The 15,333-nt window shown below is 74.5% G+C and carries 13 protein-coding genes and 1 pseudogene; 5 read left to right on the forward strand and 9 right to left on the reverse strand.

The genetic code is table 11. The annotated features are described in order from the left end of the window. Window positions 1–8 precede the first annotated feature (8 nt). A pseudogene (locus tag IE265_RS07380) lies at window positions 9–211 on the reverse strand (hypothetical protein); the annotation flags it as partial. A gap of 136 nt (window positions 212–347) precedes the next feature. Between IE265_RS07380 and IE265_RS07385 the strand changes: the two are divergent. Next, the gene (locus IE265_RS07385) at window positions 348–797 is read left to right on the forward strand and encodes a DUF6314 family protein (protein WP_190034565.1); all 450 of its coding nucleotides are present in this window, start codon (window positions 348–350) and stop codon (window positions 795–797) included. Here the strand turns inward: IE265_RS07385 and IE265_RS07390 are convergent. Both IE265_RS07390 and IE265_RS07395 read right to left on the reverse strand, forming a co-directional pair. Beyond that, the gene (locus IE265_RS07390) at window positions 779–1,363 is read right to left on the reverse strand and encodes a histidine phosphatase family protein (RefSeq protein WP_190034566.1); all 585 of its coding nucleotides are present in this window, start codon (window positions 1,361–1,363) and stop codon (window positions 779–781) included. The two genes, IE265_RS07385 and IE265_RS07390, sit on opposite strands and share 19 nt — an antisense overlap. A gap of 415 nt (window positions 1,364–1,778) precedes the next feature. After that, window positions 1,779–3,227, reverse strand: coding sequence for an aminotransferase-like domain-containing protein (locus IE265_RS07395; protein ID WP_190034567.1), 1,449 nt, complete (start codon window positions 3,225–3,227; stop codon window positions 1,779–1,781). On the opposite strand from IE265_RS07395, the gene IE265_RS07400 reads away from it, so the two are divergent. Beyond that, window positions 3,226–4,281 (forward strand): DMT family transporter, encoded by a 1,056-nt coding sequence (locus IE265_RS07400; protein WP_373302908.1) that lies wholly within the window; start codon window positions 3,226–3,228, stop codon window positions 4,279–4,281. The genes IE265_RS07395 and IE265_RS07400 overlap by 2 nt on opposite strands. A gap of 94 nt (window positions 4,282–4,375) precedes the next feature. Then, entirely contained in the window at window positions 4,376–4,570 is a 195-nt protein-coding gene (locus IE265_RS07405; RefSeq protein WP_190034568.1) for a DUF1918 domain-containing protein, read from the forward strand. A gap of 28 nt (window positions 4,571–4,598) precedes the next feature. Here the strand turns inward: IE265_RS07405 and IE265_RS07410 are convergent, their stop codons facing one another. Then, window positions 4,599–5,870, reverse strand: coding sequence for a glycoside hydrolase family 10-like protein (locus tag IE265_RS07410; protein WP_190034569.1), 1,272 nt, complete (start codon window positions 5,868–5,870; stop codon window positions 4,599–4,601). Window positions 5,871–6,029: 159 nt separating this feature from the next. On the opposite strand from IE265_RS07410, the gene IE265_RS07415 reads away from it, so the two are divergent. Both IE265_RS07415 and IE265_RS07420 read left to right on the forward strand, forming a co-directional pair. Then, on the forward strand, window positions 6,030–6,926 hold the full coding sequence (locus IE265_RS07415; RefSeq protein ID WP_373302915.1) for a 3-hydroxybutyryl-CoA dehydrogenase: 897 nt from the start codon (window positions 6,030–6,032) through the stop codon (window positions 6,924–6,926). A 261-nt stretch (window positions 6,927–7,187) separates the two neighbouring features. Beyond that, window positions 7,188–7,445, forward strand: a complete 258-nt coding sequence (locus tag IE265_RS07420) for a hypothetical protein (RefSeq protein ID WP_190034570.1) — start codon at window positions 7,188–7,190, stop codon at window positions 7,443–7,445. Between the two features lie 184 nt (window positions 7,446–7,629). Here the strand turns inward: IE265_RS07420 and IE265_RS07425 are convergent, their stop codons facing one another. From IE265_RS07425 to pheS, 5 genes are all read right to left on the reverse strand, one after another. Further along, window positions 7,630–8,175, reverse strand: coding sequence for an NUDIX domain-containing protein (locus IE265_RS07425; protein WP_190034571.1), 546 nt, complete (start codon window positions 8,173–8,175; stop codon window positions 7,630–7,632). 195 nt (window positions 8,176–8,370) lie between these two features. Then, the gene (locus IE265_RS07430; RefSeq protein WP_190034572.1) at window positions 8,371–9,711 is read right to left on the reverse strand and encodes an NsdA family TPR-like regulatory protein; all 1,341 of its coding nucleotides are present in this window, start codon (window positions 9,709–9,711) and stop codon (window positions 8,371–8,373) included. A 322-nt stretch (window positions 9,712–10,033) separates the two neighbouring features. Beyond that, window positions 10,034–11,386, reverse strand: a complete 1,353-nt coding sequence (locus IE265_RS07435) for a PP2C family protein-serine/threonine phosphatase (RefSeq protein ID WP_190034573.1) — start codon at window positions 11,384–11,386, stop codon at window positions 10,034–10,036. Between the two features lie 225 nt (window positions 11,387–11,611). Further along, complete coding sequence (gene pheT, locus IE265_RS07440; protein WP_190034574.1) at window positions 11,612–14,113, reverse strand: phenylalanine--tRNA ligase subunit beta; 2,502 nt, start codon at window positions 14,111–14,113, stop codon at window positions 11,612–11,614. Next, the gene (gene pheS, locus IE265_RS07445; protein ID WP_190034575.1) at window positions 14,113–15,246 is read right to left on the reverse strand and encodes a phenylalanine--tRNA ligase subunit alpha; all 1,134 of its coding nucleotides are present in this window, start codon (window positions 15,244–15,246) and stop codon (window positions 14,113–14,115) included. Before pheS ends, pheT begins: the two co-directional genes overlap by 1 nt. Window positions 15,247–15,333 lie beyond the last annotated feature (87 nt).

Here is a 15,333-nt window from a genome sequence, read left to right on the forward strand (position 1 = left end):
CCCCTCCCGCCCCACCCCCGGCCGTCGAGCGGGGGGGTCACCTGGCGGCCGCGCACCTCGACGTCGATGCCGTGGGCGCGGCCCGTCCCGGTGGAGCGCGCCCGGGGACGAGCGTCGACTCGCCGCCGTCCACGGCCTGTTCGTGGTCGTGCCAGGCCGGGTCGCCCGCGGAGACCATGGCGTTCCCGGCTGCCTCGTCGCTCTGCACGTACGTGTCCCGCGGGATCAGCGTGACCGTGTCGCACGTTCGCGATGTCGGATGCTTGCCGGCACCTCGAACGGCAAAATGGGAAGGGTGCGCGAGGGCGTCAAAGGGTTGTGCGGGAGAGGCCGGGGAGGCGGACGGGATGACCGGGTTCTGGCCCGTGGTCGATGTGCTGGCGTATCTGGCCGGCGACTGGCACGTGGAACGCTCGGTGCGGGACCTGGCCGGCGCCGAGGAGGGCTCCTTCAGCGGGACGACCGTGTTCGGGGCGCCCGAGGAGGGCGGGGCCGGACTGCTGCACCACGAGTCGGGCACCTTCGTGTGGCGGGGCGCGGCGCGGCCCGCCGAGCGCACGCTGCGGTTCCTGCCGGGCGGCCGCCCCGGCCTGGCCGACGTGCGGTTCGCCGACGGCCGCCCGTTCCACGACCTGGACCTGACCTCGGGGCGGCACGTCGCCGACCATCCGTGCGCGGCCGACCTCTACCGGGGCGAGTTCACCGTGTTCGACGCGGACCGCTGGCGGACGGTCTGGCGCGTGGGCGGTCCGGCCAAGGACCTGGTCCTCACCACGGACTACACGCGTACCGGCTGAGCGTCCAGGCGCAGGTTCCAGCGCCCGCCCCGGCCCGTGAGCGTCACCGCGGACAGCGGGCGCACGTCGAGGTTCCAGTACGTCGCCGGAGGCGCCTTGAGGGCGTACACGACGGCGGCGCGCACGACCGCCGGTTCGGCCACCGCCACGATGCGCACACCGTCGTCGGCGGGCCGGGTGTCGAGCCAGCCGCCCACCCGCTGCACGAACGCCAGGAGGGACTCGCCCCCGTGGGCGGCGGAGTACGGATCGGCCAGCCAGCCGTCGACCGCCTCCGGTTCGCGGGCCATCGCCTCGCCCAGCGTCAGCCCCCGCCACCGGCCCATGTCGCAGTCCCGCAGCGCGAGCTGCACCAGCGGCGCGAGGCCCAGAGCGTCCCCGGTGGCCCGGCTGCGCGGCGTGGGCGAGCAGTACCGCAGTTCGGCCGCGGCCAGGGGCATCAGCCCGTGCGCGGCGCGCTGCACCTCGTCCCAGCCCGCCTGATCCAGCGGCCGGTCGTCGTCGAAACGCTCGGCGAGCAGCGAGGAACTACGGGCTGCGGCGACCAGCGTGACCCGAACATGCATGCGGCGATGGTGAGGTCAGGACCCCCGCAGGTCAAGAGGTGACTGGCGGCGCTCACGGAATACTCACGCGTCACGTACCGCCGGCGGCCCGGCGTCCGGCGCCCCGCGACCACCCCGGACGTCCGGTACGTCCCCTTCGGGGGCGTAGGCCGGACCGGCCCGGGCGGGCGGGTGCGCGGGGCCGCTTCCGGTGCCGCGTTCGGGGCGGAGGGCGCCCGCCCGGGGCGGCGGGCCCCCCGCACGGGACGGGCCGCCGGGCGGCGGGGTGCGGGCGCCCTCGATCGCGTAGCCGCCCCACGGCGGGCCCGGCGGCCGGTCGCGGGCCGCGCGCCCACCGGCCCGCCCTGCCCGCGCCCACCGGCCCGCCCTCCCCGCCGCTGCCGGCGGGCGGGGGCGCGCCGGCGGTCCGGGGTCCTCACGCCGCAGCCGCGTCGCCCGCCTCCTCGCAGGCCGCCACGAGACGGCGTACGCCCTCGGTGATCTCGGCCGTCCCGGCGACCGTCGCGAAGCTCAGCCGCAGATGGGCGGCCGGGGGCTCGGCGCTGAAGTAGGGGCGGCCCGGGGTGACGGCCACCCCGGCGCGCAGCGCAGCCGCGACCAGCGGCTCCTCCTGGGCGCCGTCGGGCAGCCTCACCCACAGGTGGTAGCCGCCGGACGGGACGTGCGGCAGGGCGAGCCCGGGCAGCCGCAGCCGCAGGGCGGCGGTCATGGTGTCGCGGCGCTCGCGCAGCGCCGCCGAGACGGCGCGCAGGTGCCGCGGCCACGCCGGGGAGCCGACGAGTTCGAGGGCCGCCTCCTGGAGCGGGCGGGGCACGAAGAAGGTGTCGACGATCTGGATGGCCCGCAGCCTCTCCAGGACGGGCCCGCGGGCCGCCAGCGCCCCCACCCGGAAGCTCGGCGAGGTCGCCTTGGTGAGGGAGCCGACGTGCACCACGACCCCGTCGGGGTCCTCCGCGGCCAGCGGACGCGGCAGCGGTCCCGCGTCCTCGTGCACGAGCCGGCGCACGAAGTCGTCCTCGACGACGAACGCGCCCGCCGCGCGCGCGATCCGCAGCACCTCGCCCCGCCGGGCCGGTGCGAGGACCGCCCCGGTCGGGTTCTGGAACAGCGGCTGGCACACGAACACACGGGCGCCGGTCGCCCTGAAGGCGTCGGCGAGCAGTTCCGGCTTCACCCCGTCCCGGTCCACGGGCACCGGTACGGGCCGCAGTCCGGCCGCCCTGGCGATGGCCAGCATCCCCGGGTAGGTGGGCGACTCGACGAGGACGGGGGCGCCGGGCGGGGCGAGGGCGCGCAGGGCGGTGGTGAGCGCGGACTGGCCGCCCGCGGTGATGAGCACCTCCGCGGCGGTGATGGCACCCCCGATGCCCCGCGCGAACCATTCCCGCAGCTCCGGCAGCCCGTCCACCGGCGGACGAGCCCAGGCGCCGGGACGCCGGCCGGCCCGGGAGAGCGCGGAGGCCATCGCCCGCTCGGGCTGCAGGGAGGCGTGCAGGTAGCCGCCGTTGAACTCGATCACGCCCGGCGGCGGGGCGGCGAGCGAGACCAGCACCCCCGAAGCGTCCACGGTGCGCGGTACCGGTTCGGCGGCGGCGTCGGCGCTGAGCGTCACCTCCTGCCAGGAGGTGTCCCCGGCCGCCGGTCCGGCCTCGCGCGGCTCGGCCCGGAACGCGCCCGCTCCGGGCCGGGTGACCACCAGGCCCTCGGCGGCGAGCTGGGCCAGCGCCCTGGACACGGTCACGGGGCTCACCCGGAACCTCTCGACCAGCGCCCGGCTCGACGGCAGCTTTCCACCCGGAGAGTAGCGGTTCAGCTCGCTCCGCAAGCGATCCGCCAGTTCACCGACACTGCTACGCTCATGCATGACAGCACAGGATAGCGCTACCGCACAGAACCCGATAGCGGTCCGCGCCTCCGCCGGCGCGGACGGCGCGACCGCCGCCGGCACGGGCCGCGAGGCGGGCACGCGGGCCGCCCGCGACGGCCGCGCGAGCGCCGGAGGGCGATCCACCCCCGACCCGGGCGCGGTCGCCACCGGCGGGCCCGGTACCACGTCGCCCAGTCCCCGTACGGGCACCCTCATGGCCGGGCTGGGCGTCACCGCCTTCTCCCTCACCTTCCCCGCCACCGCCTGGGGTCTGGAGGGGTTCGGGCCCTGGTCGCTGGTGGCCGTGCGCAGCGTCCTCGCGGCCGTCGTCGCGGGCGGCTGCCTCCTGGCGCTGCGCGTACCCCTGCCCGTGCGCCCGCACCGGCCCGGCCTCGCCGTCGTGGCCGCCGGTGTCGTCCTCGGCTTCCCGATGCTCACGACCCTCGCGCTGGAGACGTCGACGACCGCGCACGCCGCCGTCGTCGTCGGACTGCTCCCCCTCACCACGGCCCTGTTCTCGGCCCTGCGCGTCGGCACCCGGCCCTCACGCACCTTCTGGGCGGCGGCGCTCGCGGGCGCCGCCGTGGTCATCGCGTTCACCGTGCAGCAGAGCGGGGGCGCCCTGACGAGCGCCGACGCCTACCTGTTCGGGGCCCTGCTGGTGTGCGCCGCGGGCTACACCGAGGGCGGTCGGCTGGCCGGCGCGATGCCCGGCTGGCAGGTGATCGCCTGGGCGCTCGTCCTGTGCCTGCCCCTCACGGTTCCGGTGGCCGCGGTCGCGCTCACGTACGAACCCGTGCGGCTGACCGCGCACAGCGTGACGGGACTGCTGTGGGTGGCGGTCGGCTCGCAGTTCGCCGGCCTGGTGGTCTGGTACCGGGGGATGGCCGCGATCGGCATCCCCAGGGCCAGCCAGTTGCAGTTGGCGCAGCCACTGCTGACACTGGTGTGGTCGGTGCTGCTCCTGGGCGAGCACCTCACCGCGGCCGCGCCCCTGACGGCCGCCGCCGTGCTCGTCTGCATCGCCGTCACCCAGCGGTCCCGGGGCTGAGCGGCGCGCACGCGCCGGTGCCCCACGGCGCCGGCGCCGTACACATCGGCCGCCACGGGCCGCCACTCCCGCGCGAGACGAGGAGGCCCCGCAGATGCAAGCAACCGAAGGCGATCACCTGCTGGTGCACGGCAGGGTCGTCGGCCGGCAGGACCGGGTCGCGGAAGTCGTCGAAGTTCTCGGGCAGAAGGGCAATCCTCCCTTCCGTGTCCGCTTCGAGGACGGCCACGAGGCCCTGGTCTCCCCCGGCCCCGACTCCGTGGTCCAGCACCGGGACACCGCCCGCTGATCCGCGCACGGCGCGGGCGCGGGCCCGGTCAGCGCGAGGGCGCCGCCGGCTGCCGGTAGTGGTCGGCGACGACCCTCGCCATCGCGCCCGCACGGTCGGCCGCGACCTCCTTGGCCGAGAAGAACACGTGCCCGCGCACCTCCGGATGGTCCCGCGCGAGGGTGAGGTGCCGGGAGAGTTCGGCGGGGTCCTGCCAGGCGGCGGGCTGCGCCGGGTCACCGGCCTTGTACAGGGCCTCGCCCACGTAGAGCTTCGTACCGCTGCCGCGTACGGCCTCCGCCCACCACGGGACGAGCTTCGCGTAGTCGGCGGCGGGGAGGCCGATGTTCCAGTAGAGCTGCGGGACGACGTAGTCGATCCAGTTCTCCCGGGCCCACTTGCGCGTGTCGGCGTACAGGTCGTCGTACGTCTGCACACCGGCCCGGGTGTCCGAGCCCAGCGGGTCGGTCGCCGCGTTGCGCCAGACCCCGAAGGGGCTGATCCCGAACTCCGTGCCCGGCCTGATCTGCCGGATGCGGGCGGCCGTCTCGCGCACCAGCCGGTCGATGTTGTCCCGCCGCCAGGCCGCCCGGCCCGGGAAGGCGCCGCCGTACGCCTCGTACGCGGCGTCGTCGTCGAAGACCTGGCCCGCGACGGGGTACGGGTAGAAGTAGTCGTCCCAGTGCACGGCGTCCACGGCGTACGAACGCACCGCGTCGAGCATCGCGTCCTGGACGAACGCGCGGACCTCGGGCAGCCCGGGGTCGTAGTAGAGCCTGCCGCCGTACGGGACCACCCACCCGGGGTTCCGGCGGGCGGGATGGGAGGCCACCAGCCGCGTCGGATCGGTGTGGTTGGCGACACGGTAGGGGTTGAACCAGGCGTGCAGTTCGAGGCCCCTGGCGTGCGCCTCCTCGACCGCGGTGCCGAGCGGGTCCCAACCGGGCGCCCTGCCCTGGACACCGGTGAGGCACTGCGCCCAGGGCTCGTACGGCGAGGGCCACAGGGCGTCCGCCGTCGGGCGCACCTGGAGGACCACCGTGTTCAGCCGGCGCTCCACCGCACGGTCCAGGTGGGCCAGGAGTTCCGCGCGCTGCGCGCTCGCGCTCAGGCCCGGCCGGGAGGGCCAGTCGCGGTTGGCGACGGTCGCCAGCCACATGCCGCGCATCGTGCCCGTGGCGGCGCGGCGCCCCGGCGCCCCGGACCCGCCGGTCCCGCCGGAATCCCCGCCGCCGGCCCTCTCGACCGCCGCGGCCAGGCCCGCCGTAGCCAGCCCGGACAGCCCGACCGCCGCAGCCGCGGCGAAACCCCTGCGTGACATCCGCCCCATGCGGCACTCTCCGAACGCTGTGGGTCCGCCTGGTCACGGACCGTTCGTCCCGGACAGCATGCCCGACCCGGCCGGTCGTTCGCGCGAACCTCCGGAGTAACGTGCGTGGCGGCGGCGGGCACGTTACAACGGAGACCTGCCGAGCCAGTGATCAGCGAGAGCGAAAGGGACGATGTGACCGACACCTGGGGCGACATCGCACGCGTGGGAGTGGTGGGCTGCGGCCAGATGGGGGCAGGCATCGCCGAGGTCTGCGCCCGCGCCGGCCTGGATGTGAAGGTCGCCGAGACCACCGGCGAGGCGCTGGAGTTCGGCCGGACCCGGCTCTTCAACTCGCTCTCGAAGGCGGCCGAGCGCGGCAAGATCTCCGAGGAGGAGCGGGACGCCACGCAGGCGCGGCTCTCCTTCACCACCGACCTCGGCGAGTTCGCCGACCGCGACCTCGTGATCGAGGCCGTGGTCGAGAACGAGCAGGTCAAGACCGAGATCTTCCAGGTCCTGGACCAGGTCGTGACGCGGCGGGACGCGATCCTCGCCTCCAACACCTCCTCGATCCCGCTGGTGAAGCTCGCCGTCGCCACGTCGCGCCCCGACCAGGTCATCGGCGTCCACTTCTTCAACCCGGCCCCGGTGCAGAAGCTCGTCGAGCTGATCCCGGCCCTCACCACCTCCGAGGGCACGATCAGCCGGGCCCAGGCGCTCGTCGAGAAGATCCTCGGCAAGCACGCGATCCGCGCCCAGGACCGCTCGGGCTTCGTGGTCAACGCCCTGCTGATCCCGTACCTGCTCTCCGCGATCCGGATGTTCGAGTCCGGCATGGCGAGCCGCGAGGACATCGACAACGGCATGGAGCTGGGCTGCGCCCACCCGATGGGCCCGCTGAAGCTGTCGGACCTCATCGGCCTCGACACCGTGGCCTCGGTCGCGTACTCGATGTACGAGGAGTACAAGGAGCCGCTCTACGCCGCGCCCCCGCTGCTCCAGCGCATGGTCGACGCGGGCCGCCTCGGCCGGAAGTCCGGCTCGGGCTTCTACACGTACGACTGACCCCGGCGGCCCGGACGGGCGGCGGACGCCCGCCCTCCGGCACCGCGCGCGCCTGCCGCCCTCCCCGGGACGGCCACGGACGGCGCGCCTTCTGCGACCGCGGGCCCGGCACTCCTCGGAGTGCCGGGCCCGCGGCATTCACACACCGTGTGCGCACCGGGCCCGCATATGCCCCGCGCACACTCTCCCGCCCCGTCCACCAGGCGAGTTGACTTTCCGTGCGCAGGTGGGGATGTGACGACTACGGAAAGGAGCGGACACGTGACCGCCGACCCGGAGCATCCCGTGGTCCATGGAGAAGTCGCAGAGTTGCGCCGTCGCCTCGACGTGGCGCACGCCCGTGTCGAGGGCGGGCTGGCCCTGCTCAGTCATCGCGCCGAGCAGACCGCCAAGGAGCTGGACGACCTGAGCGCACGGGTCGTCGCGCTGGAGCACACCCGCTGGCCGCTGCGGGCGGTCGCGGTCGTCACGGCCGTGGGCGCGTTCGCCGTGGCGGTCTGGCAGGCGCTGGGCCACTAGGGGTGCCGTTCGGATCGGCCGGCGAGGACCGTTCGGGCACGGCCCGAGGGGCGGGGCCCCGAGTGGACCGGCCCGAGCAGGTCCGGCGCGAACCGGTCCGGACGAGACGCCCCGGGCCGTGTCCGGCGGTTCCCGCCGCTCGGGAAGTGTCCGGCACGGTCACGGTCCAGGACGCCGCGGGGGATCAGGGCAGGGTGTCCTGACCGAGCCTCAGGTGGTGCAGGAGGAGCAGCGCGGCCGCCATGTTGGCGGCCGGTACCTCGCCGCGGGCGACCATGTCGGGGACGAGCTTGAGGGGGACCCACTCCCGGCGGTCCGACTCGAAGTCGTCCACGGGGTGCCCGATGTGGACGCCCTCGTCGGCCCAGTAGATGTGGTGCCGGGCGTCGGTGAGCCCGTTGGAGGGCTCGACGCTCATCAGGTGACGCAGGGGTCCCGGCCGCCAGCCGGTCTCCTCCTCCAGTTCGCGGGCCGCCGCGGCGGCGATGTCCTCGCCGTCCTCGACGACGCCGGCGGCGAGTTCCCAGCCCCAGCTGTCGGTGATGAAGCGGTGGCGCCACAGGAGCAGCACCTCGTTCGCCTCGTTCACCACGGTGGCCACGGCGACGGGCCGCAGCCGTATCAGGAAGTGATCGAGGTGCCGACCGTCGGGCAACGCGACATCCGCCAGATTGACGCTGAACCAGCGGTTTTCATACACAGTTTGTTCGTTCTCTTTCGTCCACTGCACGGTTCTGCCACCTTCCGCCGAGTAGATGGCAATATGGCAGCCGGAGCCTCCGCACAGCAGGCTCGCCGATGACACCTCTCGGCGCACGGGTGGACCTGTCCTCGCCCCTCGCGGAGTCACGGGACCCGGGGGCGGCGGCGCGTCCGCGCCGAGTGCGCCCCCCGTCCCCTCCCCGGGTTCCCCTGCGGGCTGTTCCTAGAGCGGTACGCGCAACGCCCCGTCGATGAGCTCGGCGGCCTCGGACGTCCCCGAGCAACCACTGGCTACGAGGTGTTCGCGCACCGCGCGGAGTCTGTCGCGCAGCCGCTGGGACTCCATTCCCCGCGCACGCTCCGCCATTTCGACCGCGGTGACCACCGCCCGGTCGGCGTTCCCCTGGCGCAACTCGATCTGGCTGAGCATGGCCAGCCGGTGCACCCTGCCCCGGTCGTGCGCCGGATTGTCCACGGCGGCGGCGGCGTGCTCCCGCGCGGCCGTGAGGTCGCCGAGGCTCAGCAATGCCTCCGCCACCTGCACATTGACCAGGCCCGGCTGGACATAGCCGGTCTCATCCGGCTCGTACCCGCGCCGGATGCGGTCGGCGGCCTGCTCGGCACGCCGGATGCAGGACAGCGCGCTGCTGCCGTCACCGAGGTGCGCGTACGCCTTGGCCTGCATCGCGTAGAGGTCCGACGCGAGCGCCGGGGTGATGTGCCGTCCCGCGGCGCGCAGGGCCGCCTCGGCGAAGGCGACGGCCTGCCGGTGCTCGCGCATGAACAGCGCCTGGTTCACGAGGAGGGCGATGACGTACGCGCCGAGACCCCGGTCCCCGCTGGCCTTCGCGAGGCGCAGTGCCTGGTGGAAGTAGCGCTGGGCGAGGCCGTGCGCGTCGGAGTCGTACGCGCAGATGCCGGCGATGGCCACCAGTCCGCCGGTGGCGCGGTGGAGTTGGCGCCCGGTGTCGTCGGGGTAGCTGCCCCGCAGGAGGGGGGCGGTCTCGGCGTTGAGGAAGCCGACGATGCGCGTGCGGGTCGCGACGCCGCCGGCCTTGCGGTACATCTGCTCGTAGTGGGCGCGGGCCGCGCGCAGCATGTCGATGTCGGCCATGCTCACCCGGTGCCGTCCGCCGCGCGAGACGTCCACGTCCTCCGGGGGGTTCTCCCACTCCCACACCGGCATCACGGCCGGGGTGCCCGTGACGGCCGGGGCGCCGAGGATGTGCGGGCGCTGCTGCTCGTCGGAGCGCCACAGGGCCGTGGCCCGCTCGACGAAGCCGGACAGTGTCGTGCCGTGCGGGGCGGCCGGTTCGCCGGGGACCCCGAGGCCGATGTCGTCCAGTGTGACGGGCCGTTGGAGCCGGGCGGCGAGCACCTCGCAGATGAGGTCCGGCACTTGGCCGCGCGGCCGCTGGCCCTTCAGCCACCGCGCCACCGCGGTGTGTTCGTAACGAAGCGTCAGATTCCTTGCGCGCCCCGCCTGGTTGACGTGGGCGGCCAGACCCGCGTGCGAGATCCCGGCCTCGTCGAGAACGGCGTCGAGCAGTGTGTTGGGCTGCATGAATGCCCTCCGGTGCCTCGGTGCGGACAGAGTAGTGCCTCCCCCTTCACACGGGGTGTGAACGGAGTACGCGAATCCGTGCAGTGCGTGCGCTGTCGCGGAGAGTCGCGGACCGCTTGACTGAAATGCCTCGTCAAGAGGCCGGTCGGGCCGCCGGCTCCCCCTCGTACAGTGCGGCGGCCCGTGTCACGCCGTCCGCCACGCCGCCTGCCCGACACTCCGTGGCGGGGCGGACGGCTCCGCCGGTGGTCCGCCGCCGGCGCCCCGGGGCCATGGCGCGGCCCCGGGTCGCGCGGGGCCGTCCGCGGTGGCTTCCCCCAGGTCACGGGGTACTGTGCCGGGCCATGGAGGGGCCGGGCCGCGCCGTCGGGCGGTTGCGGTCGTTGCGGATCACCAGCATGGCCACGTCGTCCGGGGGCCTGCCTCCGACATGGCGCCGGAGCCGGCCCGAGACCGTCCGCAGCAGTTCCTGGGGCGACACGATCCGGCCGGGTACGGCATCGGCCCGGACGGTGTCCGCGCGCACGGCGCCGGTCGGCGCGGTACCGGCCGGCGCGGCGTTGGCGAGCACGGTGTCGGTGAGCACGGCCTCCGCGCGTACCCCTTCGGCGAGCACGGCGTCCGCGAGCACGGCGGCCAGCGGGAAGAACCGGCCGCCCCGGTCGCGCGCGTCCTCGGCCCCGTCGGTGTGCAGGAACAGGGCCTCGCCCGGCAGCAGGCGCCCGCAGCGCACGACGGCCGGCTCGGCGGGCAGCGGGAAGAGCCCGAGCGGGGGCAGCGGGTCCGCCACCGCGATCTGCTCCACCGGCCCGGCGGCACCGGCGGGCACGGGTCCGCGGCGGAGCAGGTACGGCCACGGGTGACCGCAGTTGAGGGCGCGCATCGTGCCGTCCCCGCCGATCTCCAGGAGCAGCACGGTGACGAACTCCTCGGCCACCGCGCCCTCCACGCCGGGCGCCGCTCCGGACGGGTGGTGCCCGGACTTCGCCCGCTCCCCCAGATGCCGGGCCAGCGCCCGCTCCAACCGGCGCAGCACACCGGGGAGTTCGGCCTCGTCGTGGGCCGCCTCACGGAAGCTGCCGAGGACGGCGGCCACGGTCCCGAGGGCGGCGAGGCCGTGTCCGCGGACGTCGCCCATCACGACCCGCACCCCGTGCTCGGTGCCGACGACCTCGTACAGGTCGCCCCCGACGGTGGCGCCGCGGTCGGCGGAGAACTGCGCCGCGGCGAAGGACAGCCCTTCCAGGCGCGGCGGCGGCGGTCTCAGCAGGACGCCCTGGGCGGCGCCCGCGACCCGGCGGACCTGCCGGAGTTCCCTCAGCAGCCCGCGTCTGGCGTGCACGACGAGCCCCGTACCGACCGCCAGGAGGACGAGGCAGGTGGCGATCCGGGCTTCGAGCCCGTCCTGCCGGGCGAGCGGGCAGGTCAGCTTGAAGGTGACGGCGGCCGCGCCCCACAGCGTCGGCAGCCCCGTGGCGAGCGCGTCTCGCAGCCTCCGCCCCCGGCGGCGGCCCGGGCAACGCCTCCCGGTGCGGCCCGGCAGCAGGCCCCGGACTCCGCGGAACGTGCCGGGCACGGCGCTGTCCGGTGTCCTGGCGGCGGCCTGGCGCCACCGTGTCAGGTGAGCCGTCCGGGGACCGGCCCGGCGGGGGTCCCCGATCTTGGTACGGATCATGCCGATGGCCCCCCTAAGGCCCCGTTCAGCGCGCGGGCACCGGCCGCTCCGACCGGACCGATTCTGTCGATCGGCCGCGCCGATCGGACCGGATCGCCCGCACTTGTCACCCGAAGGAGTGAGGTGACTGTTCAGGGGCCCCGAAAGGGCGCGGGGGACGGTGTGCCGGGCCGCGCCGCTCGCGCGGCGGGCCCGGCACACCGTCCCCCGGTACCACCTGTGTCGCTAGCTCCGCAGAGCCGCTCCCGTGCGCTCGCCCGCGAGGGCGACCGCGGCGTCACGTGCCGCGGATGCCTCCTCGACGGTCAGCGTCCGGTCGTCGGCGCGGAAGCGCAGCGCGTAGGCCAGCGACTTCCTGCCCTCGCCGAGCTGCTCGCTCTCGTAGACGTCGAACAGCCGGATCGACTCCAGGAGTCCACCGGCGCCCTCGCGCAGCGCCGCCTCGACAGCGGCGTGCGGGACGGTCCGGTCGACGACGAGCGCGACATCCTGCGTGGCGACCGGGAACGTCGAGATGTGCGGCCCCTCGGGAAGACCCGCGCTCGCGCGCTCCAGGGCGTCCAGGTCGAGCTCCATCGCGCTGGTGCGCGGCGGCAGGCCGAGACCCTTCAGGACGCCGGGGTGCAGCTCGCCCGCGTACCCGATGACCTGCTCGGCACCGTCGACGACGACCGCCAGCTCGGCGCAGCGGCCCGGGTGCCACGGCCCGTACTGGCCCTGGCGCACCAGGAGCACGGTGCCGGACTCGCGGGCGAGGATCCGGGCGGCCTCGACGGCGTCGGCCCAGTCGGCCGGGTGGCCCTTGCCCCACCAGCCGGCCTGCTCGCGGGCGCCCGCGAGGACGACGGCGGCGTGCCGGGGCTGGACGGGGAGCGCGTCCGTGAGGGAGGCGAGCTCCTCGTCCGTGGGACGGCGGTCGACGGGCAGGCGCACGGCGACGCGAGGCTCGTCCTGCGGGAGGAAGACCAGGCCCGTCTCGAACAGGGCCAGGTCGTGCGAGCCCCGCCCGTCGTTGCGGCGCAGGGCCTGGAGCAGCCCGGGCAGCAGCGTCGTACGGAGCGCGGGCTCCTCGTCGGAGAGCGGGTTGACCAGCTTGACGACCCGGCGCTTCGGGTCGTCGGCGGCCAGTGCGAGCTGGTCGAAGACGTGCTCGCCGACGAACGGGTAGTTCGGCGCCTCGACGTAGCCGGCACCGGCCAGGGCGCGGCCGACCCTGCGGTGCAGCCGCTGCCGGTCGGTCAGTCCCAGGCCCGCGGGGGGCTTGGGCAGGGTGGAGGGCAGGTTCTCGTAGCCCTCCAGCCGGATGACCTCTTCGGCCAGGTCGTTCGGGTCCGTCAGGTCGGGGCGCCAGGACGGGACGGTGACGATCAGCTCGTCCTGCCCGTACACGTCGCAGCCGACCTCCTGGAGGCGGCGTACGACGGTCTCGCGGCCGTAGGCCACGCCGGCGACCCGGTCCGGGTGGTCCGCCGGGATGGTGATGGTGCGCGGCGCGGAGGGCGCGATGACCTCGGTGACCCCGGCGTCGGCGGTGCCGCCCGCCAGGAGGACCAGCAGGTCGACGGTGCGCTGGGCGGCGGCGGACGCGGCCTCCGGGTCGACACCGCGCTCGAAGCGCTTGGACGCCTCGGAGGCCAGCTTGTGGCGGCGGGCCGTGCGCGCGATGGAGATCGGGTCGAAGTGGGCGGCCTCGACGACGACCTCGGTGGTCGTGCCCTCGGTGTCGTCGATCTCGGTGTTGGCGCCGCCCATGACGCCCGCCAGGCCGATCGCCCCGCGGTCGTCGGTGATGACCAGGTCCTCGGCGTCCAGCGTGCGGACGACTCCGTCGAGGGTGGTGAGCTTCTCGCCCGGCTCGGCCCGGCGCACGCCGATCGTGCCCTGGACGCGGGAGCGGTCGTACGCGTGCAGGGGCTGGCCCAGCTCCAGCATCACGTAGTTGGTGACGTCGACGGCGAGCGAGACCGGGCGCATGCCCGCCTTCTGGAGGCGGCGCCGCAGCCAGATCGGGGAGCGCGCCTCCGGCGCCAGACCGGTGACGGTCCGCGCGGTGAAGCGGTCGCAGCCCAGCGGGTCGGAGACCTGCACCGGGTGGCCGAACGCGTTCGGTCCGGGCACGTCGAGCAGTGCCGGGTCGCGCAGCGGCAGCCCGTAGGCGGTGGCGGCCTCGCGGGCCACCCCGCGCAGGGACAGCGCGTAGCCGCGGTCGGGGGTGACCGCGATGTCGAGGACCTCGTCGACGAGTTCGAGCAGCTCGATCGCGTCGGTCCCGACCTCGATCTCGGGCGGCAGCACGATGATGCCGCCGCTGCCGTCGTCGCCCATGCCCAGCTCGTCGCCGGAGCAGATCATGCCGTGCGAGGTCCTGCCGTACGTCTTGCGCGCGGCGATGGCGAAGTCCCCGGGCAGCACCGCGCCCGGGAGGACCACGACGACCTTGTCGCCGACGGCGAAGTTGCGGGCGCCGCAGACGATCTCCTGGGGCTCGCCGGTGCCGTTGGCGGTGCCGACGTCGACCGTGCAGAACCGGATGGGCTTCTTGAAGCCCTCCAGCTCCTCGATGGTGAGCACCTGGCCGACGACCAGGGGGCCCTTGAGGCCGGCGCCCACCTGCTCGACGGTCTCGACCTCGAGTCCGGCCGGGATGAGCCTGGCCTGGACGTCGCGCCCGGTCTCCGTCGCCGGCAGGTCGACGTACTCCCGCAGCCAAGAAAGCGGGACCCGCATCAGATCTCCATCCCGAACGGCCGGGTGAACCGGACGTCGCCCTCGACCATGTCTCGCATGTCTTCGACGTTGTGGCGGAACATCAGCATCCGTTCGATGCCGAACCCGAAGGCGAATCCGCTGTACTTCGCGGGGTCCACGCCGCAGGCGACGAGCACCCGCGGGTTGACCATGCCGCAGCCCCCGAGCTCGATCCAGCCCTCGCTCGAGCACGTGCGGCAGGGGCGGTCGGGGTTGCCGACGGACTCGCCCCTGCAGACGTAGCAGAGCATGTCCATCTCGGCCGACGGCTCGGTGAACGGGAAGTAGTTCGGACGCAGCCGCGTCTTCATGTCCGCGCCGAAGAGCGACTGGACCATGTGGTCCAGGGTGCCCTTCAGGTCCGCCATCGTCAGGCCCTCGTCGACGGCGAGCAGCTCGATCTGGTGGAAGACGGGCGTGTGCGTGGCGTCGAGCTCGTCGGTGCGGTAGACGCGGCCGGGGCACACGACGTAGACGGGCGGCTCACGGTCGAGCAGCGCACGGGCCTGCACCGGCGAGGTGTGCGTGCGGAGCACGACACCCGACTCGCCCTCGGCGGCCCCCGCGCCCTCGGGGCCTTGGACGAAGAAGGTGTCCTGCATCTGCCGGGCCGGGTGGTCGGGGCCGAAGTTCAGGGCGTCGAAGTTGAACCACTCCGCCTCGACCTCGGGACCCTCGGCGACCTCGTATCCCATGGACACGAAGACGTCCGCGACCCGCTCCATCATGGTGGTCAGCGGATGCCGGGCGCCGGACGGCGTGCGGTCGTACGGCAGCGTGACGTCCACCGCCTCCTCGACGAGCACGCGCGCGTCCCGCTCGGCCTCCAGCTCGGTCTGGCGGGCGGCGAGGGCCTTGTTCACGGCTCCGCGCGCCTGGCCGACCCGCTTGCCCGCGTCCGCCTTGGCGTGCGGGGGCAGGGCGCCGATCTCGCGGTTGGCGAGCGCCAGCGGCGAGGTGCCGCCGGTGTGGGCGACCTTGGCCTCCTGGAGCGCGTCGAGGTCGCCGGCGGCGGCGAAGGCCGCGAGCGCCTCGTCCCGCATGCGCTCGATCTCTTCCGGTTTCAGTGTCTCGACCTCAACGGGGTCGTACGACTTGTTCGGTGCCGACATCTCTTCCCGTGCTTCCGATTGGTTGGCCAAAGGTCCCCGTCGCGAGTCGTGGGCGAGTCGCGCTCGGCTCAGGACGCAAACGTGCCA

This window comes from Streptomyces fructofermentans (assembly GCF_014651055.1).
Taxonomy (GTDB): Bacteria; Actinomycetota; Actinomycetes; order Streptomycetales; family Streptomycetaceae; genus Streptomyces; species Streptomyces fructofermentans.

Excerpts from the sequence above, each read along its gene's own strand:
- IE265_RS07385 (WP_190034565.1), top strand. The coding sequence starts at position 348 with ATGACCGGGTTCTGGCCCGTGGTCGATGTGCTGGCGTATCTGGCCGGC.
- IE265_RS07390 (WP_190034566.1), bottom strand. The coding sequence starts at position 1,363 with ATGCATGTTCGGGTCACGCTGGTCGCCGCAGCCCGTAGTTCCTCGCTG.
- IE265_RS07400 (WP_373302908.1), top strand. The coding sequence starts at position 3,226 with ATGACAGCACAGGATAGCGCTACCGCACAGAACCCGATAGCGGTCCGC.
- IE265_RS07395 (WP_190034567.1), bottom strand. The coding sequence starts at position 3,227 with ATGCATGAGCGTAGCAGTGTCGGTGAACTGGCGGATCGCTTGCGGAGC.
- IE265_RS07405 (WP_190034568.1), top strand. The coding sequence starts at position 4,376 with ATGCAAGCAACCGAAGGCGATCACCTGCTGGTGCACGGCAGGGTCGTC.
- IE265_RS07410 (WP_190034569.1), bottom strand. The coding sequence starts at position 5,870 with ATGTCACGCAGGGGTTTCGCCGCGGCTGCGGCGGTCGGGCTGTCCGGG.
- IE265_RS07430 (WP_190034572.1), bottom strand. The coding sequence starts at position 9,711 with ATGCAGCCCAACACACTGCTCGACGCCGTTCTCGACGAGGCCGGGATC.
- IE265_RS07435 (WP_190034573.1), bottom strand. The coding sequence starts at position 11,386 with ATGATCCGTACCAAGATCGGGGACCCCCGCCGGGCCGGTCCCCGGACG.
- pheT (WP_190034574.1), bottom strand. The coding sequence starts at position 14,113 with ATGCGGGTCCCGCTTTCTTGGCTGCGGGAGTACGTCGACCTGCCGGCG.
- pheS (WP_190034575.1), bottom strand. The coding sequence starts at position 15,246 with ATGTCGGCACCGAACAAGTCGTACGACCCCGTTGAGGTCGAGACACTG.